General features: G+C 71.3%; 15 protein-coding genes. 7 read left to right on the forward strand and 8 right to left on the reverse strand.

Annotated features, from left to right (window positions below):
• Positions 1-3: 3 nt before the first annotated feature.
• Positions 4-1,287 carry an MFS transporter gene (locus tag BJ998_RS19215; protein WP_312890206.1) on the reverse strand — a complete coding sequence of 428 codons (1,284 nt, stop codon included), beginning with the start codon at positions 1,285-1,287 and terminating at the stop codon, positions 4-6.
• A 72-nt stretch (positions 1,288-1,359) separates the two neighbouring features.
• Between BJ998_RS19215 and BJ998_RS19220 the strand changes: the two genes are divergently transcribed.
• The gene (locus BJ998_RS19220; RefSeq protein ID WP_184863550.1) at positions 1,360-1,932 is read left to right on the forward strand and encodes a YqgE/AlgH family protein; all 573 of its coding nucleotides are present in this window, start codon (positions 1,360-1,362) and stop codon (positions 1,930-1,932) included.
• A 20-nt stretch (positions 1,933-1,952) separates the two neighbouring features.
• Here BJ998_RS19220 and BJ998_RS19225 read toward each other — a convergent pair whose 3' ends face one another.
• Complete coding sequence (locus BJ998_RS19225; RefSeq protein ID WP_312890207.1) at positions 1,953-2,360, reverse strand: SdpI family protein; 408 nt, start codon at positions 2,358-2,360, stop codon at positions 1,953-1,955.
• A 66-nt stretch (positions 2,361-2,426) separates the two neighbouring features.
• Between BJ998_RS19225 and BJ998_RS19230 the strand changes: the two genes are divergently transcribed.
• Positions 2,427-3,581 carry an esterase-like activity of phytase family protein gene (locus BJ998_RS19230; RefSeq protein WP_184863552.1) on the forward strand — a complete coding sequence of 385 codons (1,155 nt, stop codon included), beginning with the start codon at positions 2,427-2,429 and terminating at the stop codon, positions 3,579-3,581.
• Here BJ998_RS19230 and BJ998_RS19235 read toward each other — a convergent pair.
• Positions 3,578-4,909 carry an outer membrane protein assembly factor BamB family protein gene (locus BJ998_RS19235; RefSeq protein ID WP_184863555.1) on the reverse strand — a complete coding sequence of 444 codons (1,332 nt, stop codon included), beginning with the start codon at positions 4,907-4,909 and terminating at the stop codon, positions 3,578-3,580. The two genes, BJ998_RS19230 and BJ998_RS19235, sit on opposite strands and share 4 nt — an antisense overlap.
• Before the next feature lie 164 nt (positions 4,910-5,073).
• Here BJ998_RS19235 and leuS point away from each other — a divergent pair, with 164 nt between their 5' ends.
• Complete coding sequence (leuS, locus tag BJ998_RS19240) at positions 5,074-7,875, forward strand: leucine--tRNA ligase (RefSeq protein WP_184863557.1); 2,802 nt, start codon at positions 5,074-5,076, stop codon at positions 7,873-7,875.
• A 31-nt stretch (positions 7,876-7,906) separates the two neighbouring features.
• Here the strand turns inward: leuS and BJ998_RS19245 are convergent, their stop codons facing one another.
• A complete protein-coding gene (locus BJ998_RS19245; protein ID WP_184863559.1) occupies positions 7,907-8,662 on the reverse strand; it encodes a TetR/AcrR family transcriptional regulator in 756 nt (251 codons plus the stop codon).
• Between the two features lie 110 nt (positions 8,663-8,772).
• Between BJ998_RS19245 and BJ998_RS19250 the strand changes: the two genes are divergently transcribed.
• Positions 8,773-10,926 carry an MMPL family transporter gene (locus BJ998_RS19250; RefSeq protein WP_184863561.1) on the forward strand — a complete coding sequence of 718 codons (2,154 nt, stop codon included), beginning with the start codon at positions 8,773-8,775 and terminating at the stop codon, positions 10,924-10,926.
• A 236-nt stretch (positions 10,927-11,162) separates the two neighbouring features.
• On the forward strand, positions 11,163-11,429 hold the full coding sequence (locus BJ998_RS19255) for a glutaredoxin domain-containing protein (protein ID WP_184863563.1): 267 nt from the start codon (positions 11,163-11,165) through the stop codon (positions 11,427-11,429).
• A 1-nt stretch (position 11,430) separates the two neighbouring features.
• Here BJ998_RS19255 and BJ998_RS19260 read toward each other — a convergent pair whose 3' ends face one another.
• Together BJ998_RS19260 and BJ998_RS19265 are read right to left on the reverse strand one after the other, a co-directional pair.
• Positions 11,431-12,471 (reverse strand): YncE family protein, encoded by a 1,041-nt coding sequence (locus tag BJ998_RS19260; protein ID WP_184863565.1) that lies wholly within the window; start codon positions 12,469-12,471, stop codon positions 11,431-11,433.
• Between the two features lie 167 nt (positions 12,472-12,638).
• The gene (locus BJ998_RS19265) at positions 12,639-14,573 is read right to left on the reverse strand and encodes a DUF2339 domain-containing protein (RefSeq protein ID WP_184863566.1); all 1,935 of its coding nucleotides are present in this window, start codon (positions 14,571-14,573) and stop codon (positions 12,639-12,641) included.
• 67 nt (positions 14,574-14,640) lie between these two features.
• Here BJ998_RS19265 and BJ998_RS19270 point away from each other — a divergent pair, with 67 nt between their 5' ends.
• The gene (locus tag BJ998_RS19270) at positions 14,641-15,534 is read left to right on the forward strand and encodes a ribokinase (RefSeq protein ID WP_184863568.1); all 894 of its coding nucleotides are present in this window, start codon (positions 14,641-14,643) and stop codon (positions 15,532-15,534) included.
• A 3-nt stretch (positions 15,535-15,537) separates the two neighbouring features.
• Positions 15,538-17,196: a phosphoenolpyruvate--protein phosphotransferase gene (gene ptsP / locus BJ998_RS19275; RefSeq protein WP_184863570.1), complete on the forward strand. Its 1,659-nt coding sequence runs from the start codon at positions 15,538-15,540 to the stop codon at positions 17,194-17,196.
• Between the two features lie 44 nt (positions 17,197-17,240).
• Here ptsP and BJ998_RS19280 read toward each other — a convergent pair whose 3' ends face one another.
• Together BJ998_RS19280 and macS are read right to left on the reverse strand one after the other, a co-directional pair.
• Positions 17,241-17,879 (reverse strand): response regulator, encoded by a 639-nt coding sequence (locus BJ998_RS19280; RefSeq protein ID WP_184868782.1) that lies wholly within the window; start codon positions 17,877-17,879, stop codon positions 17,241-17,243.
• Positions 17,880-17,890: 11 nt separating this feature from the next.
• Positions 17,891-19,045: a MacS family sensor histidine kinase gene (macS, locus tag BJ998_RS19285; protein ID WP_312890208.1), complete on the reverse strand. Its 1,155-nt coding sequence runs from the start codon at positions 19,043-19,045 to the stop codon at positions 17,891-17,893.
• Between the last annotated feature and the right edge of the window lie 103 nt (positions 19,046-19,148).

Here is a 19,148-nt window from a genome sequence, read left to right on the forward strand (position 1 = left end):
ACGTCAACGGGGGCTGTTGGGGTGCGCCCGCAGCACGAGCACGTAGCCGGCCAGGCCGACCAGGTAGACGGCGGCGGTGCCGATCACCACGCCCGGAGACCGGCCGTCCATCGGCACGATGGTGGCCACCACCGCCACGCCGATGACCATCGCCGCGTTGAACACCGTGTCGGAGACGGCGAACACCCGGCCCCGCGACTGGTCGGCCACGTCGCGCTGGATCGCCGCGTCCACGTTCAGCTTCACCGTCTGCCCGCACAACGTGACCACGAACGCCGCGGCGAGCAGCGTCGGCACGGTCATCGGCAGGCCGAAGGCGATCAGGCCGACGCAGGCCACGACCAGGCCGCTGCTCACCACCGTCGGCCGGCCGAAGCGGCGGACCAGCCCCGGTGTGAGGAAGCCGGCGACGACCAGGCCGGCGGCGCCGGCGGCCACGGCCTCGGTCAGGCCGCCCGCGCCGGCGCGCATCACGCCGTTGCTGTGCAGCGTGTACTTCATCAGCAGCACGATGACCAGCAGGGACGCGCCGTACGCGATGCGGTGCGCGGTCAGCGCGATGAAGCCCGCCGCCACGCTCGGCACGCGCAGCGCCGCCCGCCCGCCGTCGACCATGCCCTTGGCCACCGCGACGAACGCCTCGCTCGGCTCGTCCACCTCGTCCGGACCGAGCACACCCGGGGCGAACTGGGCGGCGAACAGCGCCGACACCAGCGCGCCGACGATCGCCACCGACGTCACCTGCGCGGAGCCGACATTGCCCGCGCCGAGCACGTTGCGCAGCCCGAACGCCGTCGCACCGCCGATCGCCGCCGCCGCCGACGCCAGCGTGGCCACCATCGAGTTGCCGGTGACGAGATCCCTCGGTTCCACCAGGTGCGGCAACGCCGCCGACAGGCCCGCGCCGATGAACCGGCTCGCGCCCATCACCAGCAGGGCGGCGGCGTACAGCGGGCCGTTGCTCAGCCCGAAGCCGTCCGCCGCGGCGGCCAGCAGCACCAGCAGCACCCGCAGGACGTTGGCGACGATCAGCAGCCGGCGGCGGTCCCAGCGGTCCAGCAGCGCGCCGGCGAACGGGCCGACCACCGAGTACGGGACGAGGATCACGGCGAAGCCGCCGGCGATGGCCAGCGGGTCGGCCTGTCGTTCGGGGTTGAACAGCACGGCGCCGGCCAATCCCGCCTGGAACAGGCCGTCCGCCCATTGCGATGCGAGCCGGCAGAACAGCAGCCGCCGGAATCCCGGATCACCCAGCATCCTGCGCACGGCGTGTCCGTCTGCGACCACGGCAGCAGACTACGTCCCGGAGATCGGCGCGGTCCCCGATATCGCGCCCTCGCTTAGTGGGATCATGGCGGCGTGCGCCCCGACCGCGACGTCGAGCCCGGTTCACTGCTGGTGGCCTCGCCGAAACTGCTCGACTCCAACTTCCGCCGCACCGTGGTCTACGTGATCGACCATCGGGGCGCCGGCACGCTCGGTGTGGTGCTGAACCGGCCGAGCGAGGTCGCGGTGCACGACGTGCTGCCGGCCTGGGGCCCGTACGTCAGCCGGCCGCAGGCGGTGTTCGTCGGCGGCCCCGTGGACCAGAAGACGGCGCTGTGCCTGGCCGCGCTGAACACCGGGGAGGACGTCGGCAGCACCGACGGCGTGATCGCGGTCCGCGGCCCGGTGGCGATGGTGGACCTGGACTCCGACCCGGAGTCCCTGGTGCCGAAGGTGCGTGGTTTACGGGTGTTCGCCGGCTACGCCGGCTGGGACGTCGACCAGCTCGCCGGCGAGATCGAGCGCGGCGACTGGTACGTGGTGGCCGGGCTGCCCGGCGACGTGCTCACACCACCGGGCGTCGACCTGTGGGGTCGGGTGCTGCGCCGCCAGGGCATGCCGCTGGCGCTGCAGGCCAGCCATCCCGGGGACGTGCTGCGGAACTGACTGTTCGTGCAGGCTCGTGGTCAGCGCTTGACCAGGCTGCAGCCGCCGCAGGCGCAGCCGGCGCAGCCCGCCGGTAGCGTCGGCTCCGGTTCAGGCAGGGCGTCGGCGGCCTTGGTGCCGGTGGCCGCGCCGGCGACCACGATCGCCAGCATGCCGACGACGCCGACGGCCAGCGGGATGATCGAGTCGTGCAGCGCCAGGGAGGTGGCCGCGCCGATCACGCCGACCAGGCCGGCGACCACGGTCGGCAGCCCGGCGACCCGGTTGGCGAGGGTGAACGCCTCCTCGCTGCGCATCGCCGCCTCCGTGCGCACGCCGAAGAACCGGTTGCGGCGGAGCGTGCCGCGCAGGCCTAGCCCGCCGATCACGCCGAAGGACACGCCGACGAGCAGGACAACCACCGATACCGTCGTGACTGCGAGGTTCACACCGTGGAGGGTAGGCGTTATCCGATGTCCACCAGGACTTCACCCCGGTCGTATGTGCTGCACGCCATGTTCAGACGCAGCCTCACCATCGCGGCCGCAGCCCTGCTGGCGACCGGCCTGACCGCGGGCGCCGCCGTCGCGGGCCCGGCCGAGGTCCGCCTGCTCGGCGAGCAGATCGTGCCGTTCAACCTCCCGTTCCAGGGCACGACCGTGGGTGGCCTGTCGGCCATCGACCGCGACCCCCGCACCGGCCAGTACGTGCTCATCAGCGACGACCGCTCCGCGATCAACCCGGCCAGGTTCTACACCGCCAGGATCGACGTGGACGCCGCCGGCATTCACGGCGTCGAGTTCACCGGCACCCACCCGTTCCAGCGCCCGGACGGCAAGACCTACCCGACGATCAAGGACTGGACCGCCACGCCGTGCACCGCCTCGCGTGAGGTGTGCGACCGGGACGGCACCGTCGACCCGGAGGAGCTGCGGGTCGACCCGTGGACCGGGAACATCACCTGGAGCCAGGAGGGCGAGCGGATCCTGCCCAGCACCCTGCTGGACCCGTCGATCCGGCAGGCCCGGCCGGACGGCAGCTACGCCGGCCAGTACCCGCTGCCGGCCAACGAGCGGATGAGCGCGGACGCCGTCGGCCCCCGCCAGAACCAGACGCTGGAGGGCATCACCTACGCCGGCGCCGGCACGCTGCTGGTCAGCGAACTGGAGGACCCGCTGCAGCAGGACGGCCCCGACCCGACCGCCACCTCGGGGGCGCTGACCCGGATCACCGTGCAGAGCCGGTTCGGCCCGGTGCTGGCCCAGTACGCGTACCCGATCGACCCGCTGTTCGCGCCGTCGCCGAGCGCCGCCGACACCAACGGCGTGTCCAGCATGGTCGCCTACGACCCGATCGACCCGACCCGCTACCTGATGGTGGAGCGGGCCTTCGTCACCGGCGTCGGCAACAAGGTCCGCGTGTACGAGATCGACACCAAGGGCGCCACCAACATCAGGGACGTGGCCTCCATCGCCGGCAAGAAGATCAAGCCGGTGGCCAAGAAGCTGCTGGTCGACCTGGACACCCTCGGCCTGCCCAAGGTGGACAACATCGAGGGCATCACCTGGGGCCCGACGCTGCCCGACGGCGAGCGGACGCTGCTGCTGGTCAGCGACAACAACTTCAACTCCGGCCAGATCACCCAGGTGATCGCCCTCGCGGTCCGCTAGGCGCCGGCCACCGACACCACGCCGTCCATCGTGCCCACGTACGCGTGGTCGGTGGACAGCGTCGGCGAGGCGAAGCGCGGTGTGGGGCCGATCTGGACCTGGCCCCGCACCGTCCCCTTGCTCACGTCCAGGGCGTACAGCACTCCCCCGGCGGGATCGACCACCCAGACCGCGCCGTTGCCGACCGTCGGCGAACCGGCGGCGGCGACCGGGGAGGTCCACAGCGGGGTCAGCTGCCCGTGGCTGTCGTAGTCCATCGCCTTCGGACCGTTGGCACACGGGATGACCACGAGGTTGGCCGACACCGCCGGCGCGCCCTGCGACGGGCAGGTCTCCAGCTGCGAGACCACGTGCGACAGGTCGGTCTCGTCCAGCACGTAGGAGATGCCGCGGTTGCCGGTCACCAGCACGTGCGAACCGATCATCGCCGGGCTGGTCGCACCGAGATCCAGGCCGTTGGCGTTGTCGTCGCCCCAGTTCGGCGGCGTGAAGATGTCGACCCGGTTCAGCTTGCCGGCGGCCAGCACCAGCACCGAGTCGCTGTCGTCGTACTCGCCGCCGGTCGACGCACCGGCGCCGGCGACGTAGAGCAGTCTGGAGTTGTCGACCACGCCGCCCGCCGGTCCCGAGAAGCCGGCTTTGCGTCTGGTCGGCACCGTGTAGCTGTGCGCGTCGGTGCCGTCGGTGCGCATGGACATCACCGTGCCGACGTAGTTGCCGCAGTCGCCGGGCAGGCCGCCGTAGCTGAAGAAGACGCGGTCATCGTTCACAGTGAGTCCGCCGCTCTGCAGGTAGGCGACGGTGTCCCCCTTCGGCGGGTCCGCCATCGCCCGCACCACGACAGTGCCGGTCGCCACGTCCAGGCCGACCAGCGTGTGACTGCCGCCCGCGGTCTCGGCCACCGCGAACACCCGGCCGGTGACCCGGTCGTAGGCCATGGTGCCGGTGATGCCGACCGTGTCCATGTCGCCGCAGGGCACGCCCTTCTTCGGCATCGGCGTGCCTAAGTGCGTGTGCCACTGCACCTGGCCGGTCGCGGGGGCGAGCGCGTAGACGGTGTCGTTCTGGGTGGCGGCCAGGATGCGACTGCCGACGACCAGCGGCTCGCCGTAGACGGCGCCGTCGAGCTTGGTGTGCCAGGCCAGTGAGAGCGTGCCCGGCGGCGCGAGGCTGTACTGCTCCCCGCCGCGCTGGTTGTCCCGGTGGTAGGTGAGCCAGTCGCCGGCCGCGACGGGCTGCAGGACCGTGGTGGTCGGGACAGGGAGTGGCGGGGGTGTCGCGGTGCAGGCCGCCACCGACAGAACCAGGCCGATCCAAACCCAGCGCATGAGCTAAAGAGTGTGCGCTAAACTCGCCCCATGAGCACGGTCCGCCTGCTCCTTATCTAGCCGCGTTGGCCTTCTGACGAAGCGGCCGACGCGGCAGCCCTCCATGCCCATCCGGGCTGGAGGGTTTTGTGTTGTCAGGGGCAGGTACGACGAGAGGGACTTCGATGACCGAGACCGCCGAGGCGGCGCCGGCCCACCGTTACACCGCTGAGCTGGCCGGCGAGTTCGAGCGGCGCTGGCAGCGGTACTGGGACGAGCACGGCACCTTCCACGCGCCGAACCCGGTCGGCAAGCTGAGCACGGACGCGCCGCTGCCCGCCGACAAGATGTTCGTGCAGGACATGTTCCCGTACCCGTCGGGCGCGGGCCTGCACGTCGGCCACCCCCTGGGCTTCATCGGCACCGACGTGTTCGCCCGGTTCCACCGGATGAACGGCCGCAACGTGCTGCACACCATGGGCTTCGACGCGTTCGGCCTGCCGGCCGAGCAGTACGCCGTGCAGACCGGGCAGCACCCGCGCAAGACCACCGAGGACAACATCGCCACCTACCTGCGGCAGATCCGCCGGGTGGGGCTGGGCCACGACGAGCGCCGCCGGATCTCCACCATCGACCCGGAGTACTACCGCTGGACGCAGTGGATCTTCCTGCGCATCTACAACTCCTGGTACGACACGAAGGCGGGTCGGGCCCGGCCGATCGCCGAGCTGGAGGCGGAGTACGCCAAGGACCCGTCCTGGGCGACGCTGTCCGCCGACGAGCGCCGTCAGAAGATCGACTCGCAGCGGCTGGCCTACCTGTCCGAGGCGCCGGTGAACTGGTGCCCGGGCCTGGGCACCGTGCTGTCCAATGAGGAGGTCACCGCGGACGGCCGCAGCGAGCGCGGCAACTTCCCGGTGTTCCGGCGCAACCTGCGCCAGTGGATGATGCGCATCACCGCGTACGCCGACCGCCTGGTGGACGACCTGGACCGGCTGGACTGGCCGGAGAAGGTCAAGTCCATGCAGCGCAACTGGATCGGCCGCTCCTACGGCGCCCGGGTGCGGTTCGCCGCCGGCTCGGAGTCGATCGAGGTCTTCACCACCCGGCCGGACACCCTGTTCGGCGCGACCTATCTGGTGCTGGCCCCGGAGCACCCGCTGGTGGACACGCTGACCACCGCCGCATGGCCGTCCGATGTGGACGCTCGGTGGACCGGCGGCGCGGCGACGCCGGCGGAAGCCGTTGCGGCGTACCGGCTGGCGGCCTCCCGCAAGTCCGATCTGGACCGCCAGGAGAACAAGGAGAAGACCGGTGTCTTCACCGGCGCGTACGCGGTCAACCCGGTCAACGGCGCCAGCATCCCGGTGTTCGTCGCCGACTACGTGCTGATGGGCTACGGCACCGGCGCGATCATGGCGGTGCCCGGCCAGGACACCCGCGACTGGGACTTCGCCGAGGTGTTCGGGCTGCCGATCATCCGCACCGTCAAGCCGACGGAAGGCTTCGAGGGCAAGGCGTTCACCGGTGACGGCCCGGCGATCAACTCCGGGTTCCTGGACGGCATGGACGTCGTCGAGGCCAAGAAGACGATCATCGAGTGGCTGACCGAGCAGGGCGCCGGCGAGGGCACCGTGCAGTACAAGCTGCGCGACTGGCTGTTCTCCCGGCAGCGCTACTGGGGCGAGCCGTTCCCGATCGTCTACGACGAGCACGGCGTCGCCCACGCCATCCCCGAGGACCAGCTGCCGGTCGAGCTGCCCGAGGTGGACGACTACTCGCCGCGCACCTTCGACCCGGACGACCCGAACACCGAGCCGTCGCCGCCGCTGTCCCGCGCCACCGAGTGGATCAACGTCGAGCTGGACCTGGGCGACGGTCCGAAGATGTACCGCCGGGACGCCAACACGATGCCGAACTGGGCCGGCTCCTGCTGGTACCAGCTGCGCTACGTGGACCCCGAGAACAGCGAGCGCTTCGTCGACGCGGTCAACGAGAAGTACTGGCTGGGCCCGCGCCCCGAGATCCACGGCGCAGGCGATCCGGGCGGCGTCGACCTGTACATCGGCGGCGTCGAGCACGCGGTGCTGCACCTGCTGTACTCCCGGTTCTGGCAGAAGGTGCTGTTCGACCTGGGCGAGGTCAGCTCGGACGAGCCGTACCGCCGGCTGTTCAACCAGGGCTACATCCAGGCGTACGCCTACACCGACGAGCGCGGCGTGTACGTGCCGGCGGCCGAGGTGGAGGAGCGGGACGGCAAGTTCTTCTGGCAGGACCAGGAGGTCAACCGCGAGTACGGCAAGATGGGCAAGAGCCTGAAGAACGTCGTCACCCCCGACGAGATGTGCGAGACGTACGGGGCCGACACCTTCCGGCTGTACGAGATGTCCATGGGGCCGATGGACGTGTCCCGGCCGTGGGCCACCAAGGACGTCGTCGGCGCGCAGCGCTTCCTGCAACGGCTGTGGCGCAACCTGGTCGACGAAGAGACCGGGCAGCTGCGGGTCACCGACGCCGAGCCCGACGAGGACACGCTGCGGGCGCTGCACAAGGCCATCGCCGGGGTCCGCGAGGACTACGCGGAGATGCGCTACAACACCGCCGGCGCGAAGCTGATCGAGCTGAACAACTTCCTGACCAAGGCCGGGTCCACGCCGCGGTCGGTGGCCGAGTCCCTGGTGCTGATGCTGGCGCCGCTGTGCCCGCACATCGCCGAGGAGCTGTGGCAGCGGCTGGGCCACACCGAGTCGCTGGCGCACGGGCCGTTTCCCGTCGCCGACGAGCGCTACCTGGTCGCCGACACCGTGGAGTACCCGATCCAGGTCAACGGCAAGGTGAAGGCCCGCGTGACCGTGCCGGCCGACTCCGACCAGGAGCAGGTCAAGGCGGTCGCGCTGGCCGACGCCAAGGTGGCCGAGCTGCTGGCCGGCAAGGAGCCGCGGAAGGTCATCGTGGTGCCGGGCCGTCTGGTCAACATCGTGGCGTGACGTCTGCCTGAGGGGTCTCGGTCGAGACCCCTCAGGAGGCGTTGGCCAGGCCGATGTCGTCGAAGAGCTCCGTGAGCATGGACTCGAACAGCGGCTCCGGGTTGGACACCGCGAACGGGAAGCGGCCGAAGACCTCCAGCGCCACCTGGCCGTACAGGCGGACCCAGAACTGCAGCATCAGGTAGACCACGGAGAGGTTGAGCGCCTCCTCGGGCAGCTCGATGCCCTCCTGCTTGATCTGCGCCAGCAGGTGGCCGCGGAACGCCGCGAGGTCGGTGCGCAGCTCGTCGGGAACCCGCTCCTCCTCCGGCACCAGCAGCTTGTGCGTGGCCAGCAGCCGGCCGGCCATGTTCAGGAAGATCCGGCCGAACTGGTCCTTGGCCGGGCGCATCATGACGCCCGTCGACTCGTCGATCTCGCAGGTGGCGGAGTCGTCCGGCGAGGCGAACACGAGGGTGAACTCCTGCGGGTGGGCCAGCGCCCAGCGGCGGAAGCCGCGGCAGACCGCCAGCACGCCGCCGATCGCGTCGTGCTCGTCGATCCGGGTGAGGTCGGCGGTCAGGTCCGCGCCCAGGTCGACGCAGATGTCGTCGATCACGCGGCGCAGCAGGTCCTCGCGCGAGTCGTAGTACCGGTACAACGCCGGGGCGGTGATGCCCAGCTCACGGGCGATCGCGCGCAGCGTGACGGCCTCGCGGCCCTGCTCCACCAGTAGCCTGCGTGCCTGCTGGCGGATTTCCCGCTCGGTGTCGGCGCGGGGCCGATCACGTCGCGTGGTCTCCGTCATAGTTCACCCCATCGTGTTGTAAACACCGTTAACTGTCCCGTACCGTCGACCGGGTTAACGGTGTTTACGGGTGCCTGTCCTAGGGGAACGGTACAACGACGGAGGGGTTGATGTTCGCGTCCTGGGGAACGGTGGCGTATCGACGCCGCTGGATCGTGATCATCGCGGTGCTGTTGCTGACCGTGATCGGTGGGGCCTGGGGGTCCGGCGTGAGCGACCGGCTCACCCAGGGCGGCTACGACGACCCCGGCAGCCAGGCCGCACAGGTCGACAAGATCATCGAGGACTCCATCGGCAAGCAGGGCGGCGACGTCGTCGTGCTGTACACCGCGCCGGCCGGCACCACGGTCGACGACCCGGCGCTGGCCAAGAAGATCACCGACAAGCTGGCGGACCTTCCGAAGGACGACGTCAGCAAGGTGGTGTCGTACTGGAACACCCACCTGCCGGCGCTGGCCGACGCGAGCAGGACCCACGGCCTGGCCACCATCACGCTGGCCTCCACCGACCAGACCAAGCAGAGCGAGCAGTACGCGGCGATCGCCGACAAGCTCGCGGTCGACGGCGTGCAGACGCAGATCGGCGGGCAGGCGCCGCTGCAGAAGACGATCACCGACAAGTCCATGACCGACGTCGAGTTCGCCGAGCTGGTGTCGCTGCCGCTGGTGCTCGCACTGCTCGTGGTGATCTTCGGCAGCGTGGTCGCCGCGTTGATGCCGGTGCTGGTCGGCGGCCTGTCCATCCTCGGCGCGCTCGGCGTCCTGCGGCTGATCTCCCTCGGCCTGGACGTGAACACCTTCGCCGTCAACGTGGCGTCGCTGCTGGGACTCGGATTGGCCATCGACTACGGCCTGTTCACCGTCGGCCGGTTCCGTGAGGAACTCGCCGCCGGCCGGGACACTGCCGAGGCCGTGCGCCGCACCGTCGCCACCGCCGGGCGGACCGTCGCCTTCTCCGCGACGCTGCTGGTGATCGCGCTGGCCGGGCTGATGGTGTTCCCCCTCGACTTCCTCAAGGCCGTCGCCTACGGCGGCATGTCCGCGGTGGCCATCGCCGCCATCGTGTCGCTGACCCTGCTGCCGGCTCTGCTGAGCGTGCTCGGTCCCCGTATCGACAAGCTGGCCGTGCCGTGGCGGCGGGGCAAGACCGCCAACCCCGAGCCGCGCTGGCTCAACCGGGTCGCCGGCACCGTGATGAAGCGGCCCGCCCTGTTCGTCGTGCCGATCGTCGCCGTCCTGCTGGTGCTCGGAGCGCCGTTCCTCAACGTCAAGTTCGGCGCCGCCGACGAGAAGCAGCTCCCGCCGAGCGACCCCGGCCGGCAGGCCATCGAGTCCATCACCAAGGCGTTCCCGTCCACCGGCAACTCCGTCGCCTCCATCGTGGTTCGGGGCAAGACCCTCAGCCAGGCCGATGTGGGCCAGTTCGTGTCCGACGCCGGCAAGATCGCCCCCGACGTGCACCCCGTCGGCGCCAAGGGCGATGTGTACGTGTTCAACGGCAACCTGCCCGGTGATCCCCTCGGCGACCAGGCCAAGGACGCCGTCACCGCCCTTCGGGCGCTGCCCCACCCCGCCGGCACCGAGGTTCTGGTCGGCGGCTTCACCGCCAAGCTGGCCGACAGCACCCAGTCGATCTTCGACCGGTTGCCATGGATGGTGGCCATCCTGGTCGGCGCCACCCTGCTGCTGATGTTCCTGGCGTTCGGTTCCGTGCTGCTGCCGGTCAAGGCCGTGCTGATGAGCGCCCTGAGCCTGTCCGCCACCTTCGGCGTGCTGACGTTCGTCTTCCAGGAGGGGCATGGCGCCGGCTGGCTCGACGTCACGCCGCAGCCGATGCAGGTCGGCGTCATGGTGCTCATCGGCGCCCTGGTGTTCGGGCTGTCCACCGACTACGAGACGTTCCTGCTGTCCCGGATGGTCGAGGCCCGGAACAAGGGCCTGTCCACCCCCGAGGCCGTGCGCACCGGCCTCGTCCGCACCGGCCGCATGATCAGCGCCGCCGCCCTGCTGCTCATCGTCGTCACCGGCGCCTTCGGCCTGTCCAGCATCGTCATCATGCGCTTCATCGGCGTCGGCATGATCGTCGCCTTGGTGCTGGACGCCACCGTCGTCCGTTTGATGCTCGTGCCGGCCGTCCTCCGTCTGCTCGGCAACGCCGCTTGGTGGGCCCCGGGACCGCTGCGGCGGCTCCAGGAACGCGTCGGCATCCAGGAGTCCGACGAGCTGGACGAGGAGCCCGTGCGCGAGCCCGAACTGGTGCACTGACCTGGGAATTCTCCGGTTGTCCACAGGGGCGGAGTTATCCACATCTGGATCTCCGCCCCACCCGGCGAAGGCCCCTGCTCGGTAGAATGGAGTCGGGCTGCCTCCCCAGGGAGAGGTGGGGGCTGTGTGTGCCGCCGGGTCGCATCGGCCGTCTGCGGGGTGGGGCGTTTGCGGTATGGCAACGGTGAGAACGCTGGGGACGGAATAGCGGGATTGTGGGAGAGGTTGGCTTTCAAGTGACCACTGAAGTGCTTGTGCACGTGCGGCCCGGCTGCCCGTTCTGCGACATGCTGCGCTCCAACCTCAAGCGCAGCGGCCTGCCCTACCGGGAGCTGGACATCTGGCAGGACCCGGCTGCTGCGGCGGCGGTCAGGGCCGCGGCGAACGGGAACGAGACGGTGCCGACGGTGAACGTCGGCAGCACGTGGATGGTCAACCCCTCGATCCAGCAGGTGCTGGCGGCGGTGAAGGCCGAGGCGCCGGAGCTGTTGCCGCAGAAGTGACTCAGCCGGCGACGGCGATGACGGTCGCGGGATTGCGGCTGTTGGCCAGGTCGATGGTGGACGTGGTCTGGCCGGTGCCGCCGTCGAGGACGGTGATGGCAGGGCCGGTGGCCAGGTAGACGCTGTGGTCCCGAGGTGAGACGGCGATGCCCCGCGCGGTCAGGACGAGGGTCTGGACCGGGCGCCGGGTGGTGGTGTCCACAACGGACACGGTGCCATCCTGCAGGTTGGTGACATAGAGACGGTCGCCGCCGACGGCCAGCTCGCACGCGCCGACGCCGACGGGGATGTGGCCGACGACCTGGTTGGTGCGGTTGTCGATGACGCTGACGGAACCGTTGGTGTCAGCCAGCCGGCTGGTGTGCGACACGTAGGTGGTGGCCCCGTCGGGACTGACGGCGACGTACTGCGGCAGCACGTCGAGGGGCACGGTCCGGGTGGCGGTGGCGATCCGGGTGTCGATCACGGTCAGGCTGGCGCCCTGGTTGTTGACCACGTACAGGTGCGAGCCGTCGGGGCTGATGGCGATGCCGGTGGGCGAGGCGCCGACCTGGATGACGGCGGCCAGCGAATCCGAGGCGGTGTCGAAACCGAGCACCACTCCCTGCCCGTTGGCGGTGCCGGTGATGTAGAGCCGCTTGCCGTCGGGCCGGACCACGGCCGAGTCGAGCTCGGCTTTCACCCGGATCCGCTTGACCACCGTGGCGTCGGCGACGTCGACCACGGCGACGGTGCCGGACCAGCCGTTGACGACGAACGCGGTCCGGCCGTCCGGGCTCAGCGTCAGGCCGGTGACCATGGCGCCGGTGTCGACCACGGCGCTGACCTGGCCGGCGGCGACGTCGACGATCCGCAGCTCGCCGTTGTCCCCGGCGACGAGCGCGTGCACGGCGGCGGCGCTGACGGCGGGTCGGATCTCCACCGGTTGCTCGGCCACCACCCCGACGGCCAGCATCGCGGTCGCGATCCCGGCCGCGACCAAGGCCCGCATTCGCCGAGCGCCGAACCGACGCTGGCAGCGCGTGGTGGTCACAAGCCGCATGGGAGCATTTTGACCATGCTCCCGGCCACTCGCGCACCCGGGACGGGTGAACGTTTCCGTCCGGCCGGGAAAACGTAGATGCCCTGGTGCCGAGTCGCTCGGGGGGCTACGCGACCGGCGCCAGGGCACCTCACCGGCGGACGAATCGACCGGTACACCTCTGTGTATCAGTCCGGCACCTGATTTGTTACGTCTCGCGACTCATCCGTTATGACTCCTCCATGTACGACCAGACGGGCGTATCGGGTACCGGCCAGGAGCAGTAGCAGGCCGGCGACGAGGAACGCGATCACCCGGGCCAGCCCGTCCAGCGCCGCCAGGTCGAACAGGATCAGCTTGACCACGGACGCCCCGACCAGCACCAACCCGACCGCACGCAGCGCCGCGGAGCGGATCCCGCGCAGCAGCAGGGCGATGGCGGCGACGGTCCACGACACCGTGATCACGGTGTGGCCGAACAGGAATCCGGAGCGGTCGGGCGAGACCAGCAGCGCGGTGGCCAGCACAGCGCCGGTCGCGCCGTAGAGCATCACGAGGCCGGCGACGATCCACGGCCCGGCGTTGCGGGTGGGCGGGCCGATGACGTCCATCCGGTACGCGACCAGCGGGATCGCGATGGCCACGAGGGTCATCAGCAGCCCGGTCAGCGCGGTGCTGACGGTCATCTCCGCGCCCGGCCGGTAGAGCACCAGCGTCACCGGCGTCACCACGGTCAGACCCCACAGCAGGCCGCAGATCGCGGTCAGCAACGAGGCGAGCAGCGCGGCCCGGTGCCGGACCAGGTCGGCGGCCAGCACGAGCACCAAAGCTTCACCCAGAAGTGTGATCGCCTGGGTGGGGCCGGTCAGCGCGTGCATGGTCGCGTCGACGACGGCGATCGAGCCGAGGATCGCGGCGGTGACCGTGACGGGGGTGCTGAGCCAGCGGTCGCACACCGCGACCCCGAGCATCAGGGCGGCCACGATCACGGCCAGCCACGCCGCCTCCGACCGCGTCAGCGCGAACCCGGCGACCAGGGCAGCGACGGGGGCGGTGGCCAGCAGGATCACGGGCGTCGCCATGTCCTGCTGGTTCCGCACGGTGACGATGACGGCGATGGCGACGCCGACCACCGTGGCGGCCAGCGCCGCGCCGGCGGTCTGCAGCGGATCGCCGGACCGGAGGGTGAACACCGTCGTCACGAGGCTGGCCAGCACCGGCGGGATGCCGGCGACCAGGGCCAGCGACGGCCAGCTCCGCACCAGCTGGACCGGCATCGCGCCGATCTGCAGCACGACCAGGAACGACACCAGCAGCGGCGTGAAGCCGTGCGTCAGGAACGGGTCGCACAACGCGCAGCCGATGATCACCCAAACGGCGATGAACTGGGCGTTCCATCGGGCCGACAGCAGTAGCCCGCCACCCGCGACCAACAACGCCACCAGCAGGCCGGCCCATTGCGGCATCAACTCGTACAGCGAGGTCGCGGCGGCGATGTCCAGGTAGAGCACGGCGATGCCGGTCGCGGCCAGCGCGTAGGCGCCGCTGCGGCCGGCGGGATTCCGGTGCACCCACAGGCCGCCGGCGATCAGCGCCAGGCCGAGGCCGCCGCCGACCAGGACCCGAGGCTCCGGTCCGAGCCAGCCGCGCTGCACGGCCAGCACCATCAGCAGCACGATGCCGAGCAGGGTGACGGAGCCGCCGATCCAGGCCACCACCTTGCTGCCGGCACCCTCGCGGCCGAGGCGTTCGGGCAGCGGAGGCGGGGGCACGTAGGTGGGCAGCCCGGACTGGGGCCAGGTCGGCCCGGCCGGCGGGGAGAGCGGCGGCGGTTGGGACGCGGGTTGCTGCGGCGGGCCCGGAATCGGCGCGCTCATCGCTGCCGCGATCGGCTGCATCGGCAGCTGCATCGGAGCCGGCATTGACGGCTGCATCGGTGATTGCATGGCCGCGGGCATTGCCGCCTGCGTCGGTGGTTGCATCGGCTGTGCCGTCGGCGCCGGGGCGGGCGCGGGTGGCGTGGCGAGCTGGGCGTGCTGTAACTCCTGGCTGACGACCTGGAGCCGCCGGCCGATGAAGTCCAGCTCGGCGGCCAGTCGCGCCAGTGGTTCCGAGGTGGTCATGCCGAAAGGATGAGTCCTGACCTCGCCGAACGGATCCGTAGCACTACTCACGTGGCAGGGTTGTGATGTGACTGTTGAGGTGGTGGTGGTCGGGTCGGCGAACGCCGACGTCGTGGTGCGGGTGGAGCGGCGGCCGGGGCCGGGCGAGACGGTGCTGGGCTCGGACACGGTGCTGGCGGCGGGCGGCAAGGGGGCGAACGCGGCGGTGGCGGCGGCACTGCAGGAGGCCCGGGTCGCGCTGCTGGGGGCGGTGGGCGACGACCAGCACGGGGAGCTGCTGCGAGAGTCGATGAGCGGGGCGGGCGTGCAGCTGGACCTGGTCCGCACGACGGATCGGCCGACCGGAGCCGCCTACATCACGGTCACCCCGGACGGGGAGAACACGATCGTCGTCTCCCCCGGCGCGAACTCGGCGGTGGACGTCGACCAGGTGGAGGCGGCCAAGGATGTGATCGCCGGCGCGAAGGTGCTGCTGGCGTCGCTGGAGGTGCCGCTGCCGGCGATCGAGCGGGCGGTGGCGCTGGCGAACGAGGCGGGCACGAGGGCGGTGCTGAACCTGTCGCCGGTGGCGAAGCTGTCGCGGCAAACGCTTGCGGCGCTGGACCCGCTGGTCGTCAACGAGCATGAGGCGCAGTGGCTGATGGACGGCGCGACCGACCTGACGAAGCTGCTGGACCTGGGCCCGAAGTCGGCTGTTGTCACGCTGGGCAGCCGGGGTGCGCTGGTCATCGAGAAACACGGCACGACCGAGGTGGAGTCGCCGCGGGTGACGGCGGTGGACACGACGGGTGCCGGCGACGCGTTCGTCGGTGCGTTGATCACGCAGCTGGCGGCCGGGGACGACCTGGCCGCGGCGGCACGAAGGGCGGTACGGGTGGCGGCGGTGTCGGTGACGCGGCCGGGCGCGCAGGCGTCGTACCCGACCCGTGGTGAAGTCGATTCAGCGAGGGGTATGGTCTAGACCATGTCGAGCGCGCGACTCAAGGGTGTCGGAGTGAGTGCGGGCCGGGCCTCGGGCCCGGTCGTGCGGGTCGCGGACCCGCTGCCGGAGCCGGCGGCGACGCCGGAGCCCGCGGATCCGGCGGCCGAGGCGGCCCGGATCCGGCCCGCGGCCGAGGCGGTCGCCGCCCGGCTGACCGAGCGCGCCGACGCGGCCACCGGCGAGGCCAAGGCGGTGCTGGAGACCACCGCCGCGATGGCTGCCGACCCGTCGCTGGCCAGCCAGGCGGAGAAGCTCGTCACGGCGAAGTCGCTGCCGGCGGCCCGCGCCGTGTTCGACGCCGCCGAGACGTTCGCGGCCGCGCTGGCCGCGGCCGGCGGCTACATGGCCGAGCGGGTCCGGGACATCCGGGACGTGCGTGACCGCATCGTCGCCGAGCTGATGGGCGTCGAGCCGCCCGGCGTGCCGACGCTGACCGGGCCGTCCGTGCTGATCGCCCGCGACCTCGCGCCGGCCGACACCGCCGGGCTGGACCCGGCCAAGGTCCTCGCGCTCGTGACGGAGGAGGGCGGGCCGACCAGCCACACCGCCATCCTGGCCCGGTCGCTGGGCATCCCGGCCGTCGTCGCCACCACCGGTCTGCTGTCGCTGGGCGAAATCGCCGGCCTGATCGTCGACGGCGACACCGGCGTGGTCGAGGTGCCGGCCGGCCGCGTCGAGGTGCTGGCCGCCAGCTCGGCCAAGGAAGCGCACTGGAACGGCGTCGGCATCACCTTCGACGGCAACCGGATCAAGGTTCTGGCCAACGTGGGCTCCGCCGCCGACGCGACGACCGCGGCGGCCAACGGCGCCGAGGGTGTCGGCCTGTTCCGCACCGAGTTCTGCTACCTGTCGGCGACCAGCGAGCCGACCGTCGCCGAGCAGACCGCCGCCTACAGCGCTGTACTCAAGCCCTTTGCCGGCAAGCCCGTCACCGTCCGGACGCTGGACGCCGGCGCGGACAAGCCGCTGGCGTTCCTCGCCCCTGACCCGGAGCCCAACCCGGCGCTGGGTGTGCGCGGTCTGCGCGTGGCGTTCACCCGCACCGACGTGCTGGACCGGCAGTTGGAGGCGATCGCCGCGGCCGCCGCCGAGACCGGAGCGCAGGTGCAGGTGATGGCGCCGATGGTGGCCACCGCCGAGGAAGCCGGCTGGTTCGCCGAGCGCGCCCGCGCCGCCGGCATCCAGAAGGTCGGCGTGATGATCGAGGTGCCGGCGGCCGCGCTGACCGCCCGCGAGATCTTCGACGCCGTCGACTTCGTCAGCCTCGGCACCAACGACCTGGCGCAGTACACCTTCGCCGCGGACCGGCAGGTGGGCGCGGTCGCCGCGCTCAACGACCCGTGGCAGCCGGCCCTGCTGCGGCTGATCGCCCTGGTCGGCAAGGCCGCCGGCGAGGTAGACAAGCCGGCCGGCGTCTGCGGCGAGGCGGCGGCGGACCCGCACCTGGCGGCGGTGCTCGTCGGCCTCGGCATGACCAGCCTGTCGATGAACGCCGGCGCCCTCAACCGGGTCGGCGCGGGCCTGGCCGAGGTGCACTTCGACCAGTGCCAGCTCGCCGCCAAGGCGGCCCTGGCCACGCACGACCCCGAGCACGCGCGGCTCGCGGCCAGGGCGGCGCTCACCCCGCGCCGCCAGCACTGACCGGACGCCCGTCGGCGCCGATCGCGCCGGCGGGCGTCCGGCGGTCAGTGCTGTTCCGCGTCCAGGCCGTGCTCGATGGCGTAGCGGGCGAGCTCGACCCGGTTGTGCAGCTGGAGCTTGCGCAGCGTGGACTGGACGTGGTTCTCCACGGTCCGGTGCGATATGCCCAGCCGGGTGGCGATCTGCCGTGACGTCATGCCCTTGGCCACCAGGCGCAGGACCTCGGTCTCGCGGTCGGTGAGCTCCGGCGTGGGCTCGGCCCCGGCCGGCTGCGCGGCCATCCGCCGGTACTCGCCGAGCACCAGGCCGGCCAGCCCGGCGGTGAACACCGCCGCGCCCTCGGCGGTGCGGTTGACGGCGTCGACCAGCTCCTCGACGGACGCGGACTTCAGCAGGTAACCGGAGGCGCCGGCCTTCACGGCCTCCAGCACGTCCTCGTGCTCGCCGCTGGCGGACAGCACCAGCACCCGCGTCTCGGGCCGGGTGGCGACGATCTGCTGGGTCGCCTCCACGCCGGTCTGCGCGCCGAGGTTGAGGTCCATCAGCACGACGTCCGGCCGGACGGTGCCGGCGATCCGCACCGCGGCCGCCGCGTCGCTGGCGGTCGCGACCACCTCGAAGCCCCGCTCCTGCAGGTCGCGGGCCACGCCGGCCCGCCACATCGGATGGTCGTCGACGACCATCACCGACACGCTCACGCTTGTCCCCCCGTCGGCACGTGCAGTTCCCACTCGGTGCCCTCGCCGGGCCCCGTCGTCAGCTCAACGGTGCCACCCAGGTCGGCGATCCGTCCTCGAATCGACTGCGAGACGCCCAGGTGGCCCTCCGCCTCGGCGATGGCCAGCCGCCCGTCGGGAATGCCCACGCCGTCGTCACGGACGCTCAGCACCACCTCGTCGCCGAGGTCCTCCAGCAGCACCCACGCCCGCGCGCCGGGACCGGCATGGCGGTCCACATTGGACAGCGCCTCCCGTACGGCGGCGCTCAGCTCGCCCGCGGTCACCTGCGGCACCAGCACCGGAGTTGCCGGTGCGGCCACGGAGATCGTCGACGTGGCCATCAGCTGTATCCACTGCCGCAGATCCGTGTCGCCATCCACAGTGGACTCCAACGGCCCGGAGGCGATCAGCGACCGCAGCGCGATCTCCTGCTCGCCGGCCAGCTCCGCGATCTCGGCGGCCTCGCCGCCGACCTCCAGCCCGCGCTTGCGCACCCGGGCCAGCACCTGCAGCACGCTGTCGTGAATGGACCGGGCCAGCCGCTCCCGCTCGGCGGTCGCGGCCTCGGTGCGCAGCGCCTGCCGCACCCGGGCCGCGGAGTTGCGGGTCGCCTCCGACGCGACGCCGACCACGAAGCTGACGCCGATCAGCAGCACGGTGTCCTCGGCGAGGTAGATGTTGAAGTAGCCGCGCGGCAGTACGTTGGCCACGGCGGTGACGCCGCCGAACAGCAGCCCCCAGTACCGGCCGCCGTAGATCGCGCCGCCGACCGGCGCGCCGCTGGACCACAGGGTGGTGATCGTCTGCGCCCCGGACTGCATCTGGGCCGGGCCGACGATCGGCGCGGAGCTCAGCATCAGCACGGTGTTCAGCACCAGGTCGGCGATCACCAGCTGCGGTCGCCGACCGGCCGGCGTCAGGTAGAAGTACGTGAGCACCCCGGTCCACACGGTCATCACGGCCGCGACAACCCACGCGGCCCACTCGAGCCGGAAGGTGTGCAGGTTGAACCAGATGCTGGCCAATGCGAACACCCAGGTCACGATGCGTAGCACGATCACACCCCGCCAGAACGGCGTGGCCGGATCGTCGTCGGGCCTGATCCCCGGAATGGCTGGTCTGCGGTTCACCACCTGCTCCCTCCCCGCCGACATCCTGCCGTGACCGGGTGGTTGTCGGTATCCCTGACCGGTGGACTTCTGCTCGCCTGACGGTGTGTGCGACGCTCAAGAC

It is taken from the genome of Kutzneria kofuensis, assembly GCF_014203355.1.
Lineage (GTDB): Bacteria > Actinomycetota > Actinomycetes > Mycobacteriales > Pseudonocardiaceae > Kutzneria > Kutzneria kofuensis.

What these genes read in the sequence shown, in the direction of transcription:
- BJ998_RS19230 (WP_184863552.1), top strand. Translation starts at nt 2,427, where the DNA reads ATGTTCAGACGCAGCCTCACCATCGCGGCCGCAGCCCTGCTGGCGACC.
- BJ998_RS19235 (WP_184863555.1), bottom strand. Translation starts at nt 4,909, where the DNA reads ATGCGCTGGGTTTGGATCGGCCTGGTTCTGTCGGTGGCGGCCTGCACC.
- leuS (WP_184863557.1), top strand. Translation starts at nt 5,074, where the DNA reads ATGACCGAGACCGCCGAGGCGGCGCCGGCCCACCGTTACACCGCTGAG.
- BJ998_RS19245 (WP_184863559.1), bottom strand. Translation starts at nt 8,662, where the DNA reads ATGACGGAGACCACGCGACGTGATCGGCCCCGCGCCGACACCGAGCGG.
- BJ998_RS19250 (WP_184863561.1), top strand. Translation starts at nt 8,773, where the DNA reads ATGTTCGCGTCCTGGGGAACGGTGGCGTATCGACGCCGCTGGATCGTG.
- BJ998_RS19260 (WP_184863565.1), bottom strand. Translation starts at nt 12,471, where the DNA reads ATGCGGCTTGTGACCACCACGCGCTGCCAGCGTCGGTTCGGCGCTCGG.
- BJ998_RS19265 (WP_184863566.1), bottom strand. Translation starts at nt 14,573, where the DNA reads ATGACCACCTCGGAACCACTGGCGCGACTGGCCGCCGAGCTGGACTTC.
- ptsP (WP_184863570.1), top strand. Translation starts at nt 15,538, where the DNA reads ATGTCGAGCGCGCGACTCAAGGGTGTCGGAGTGAGTGCGGGCCGGGCC.
- BJ998_RS19280 (WP_184868782.1), bottom strand. Translation starts at nt 17,879, where the DNA reads ATGGTCGTCGACGACCATCCGATGTGGCGGGCCGGCGTGGCCCGCGAC.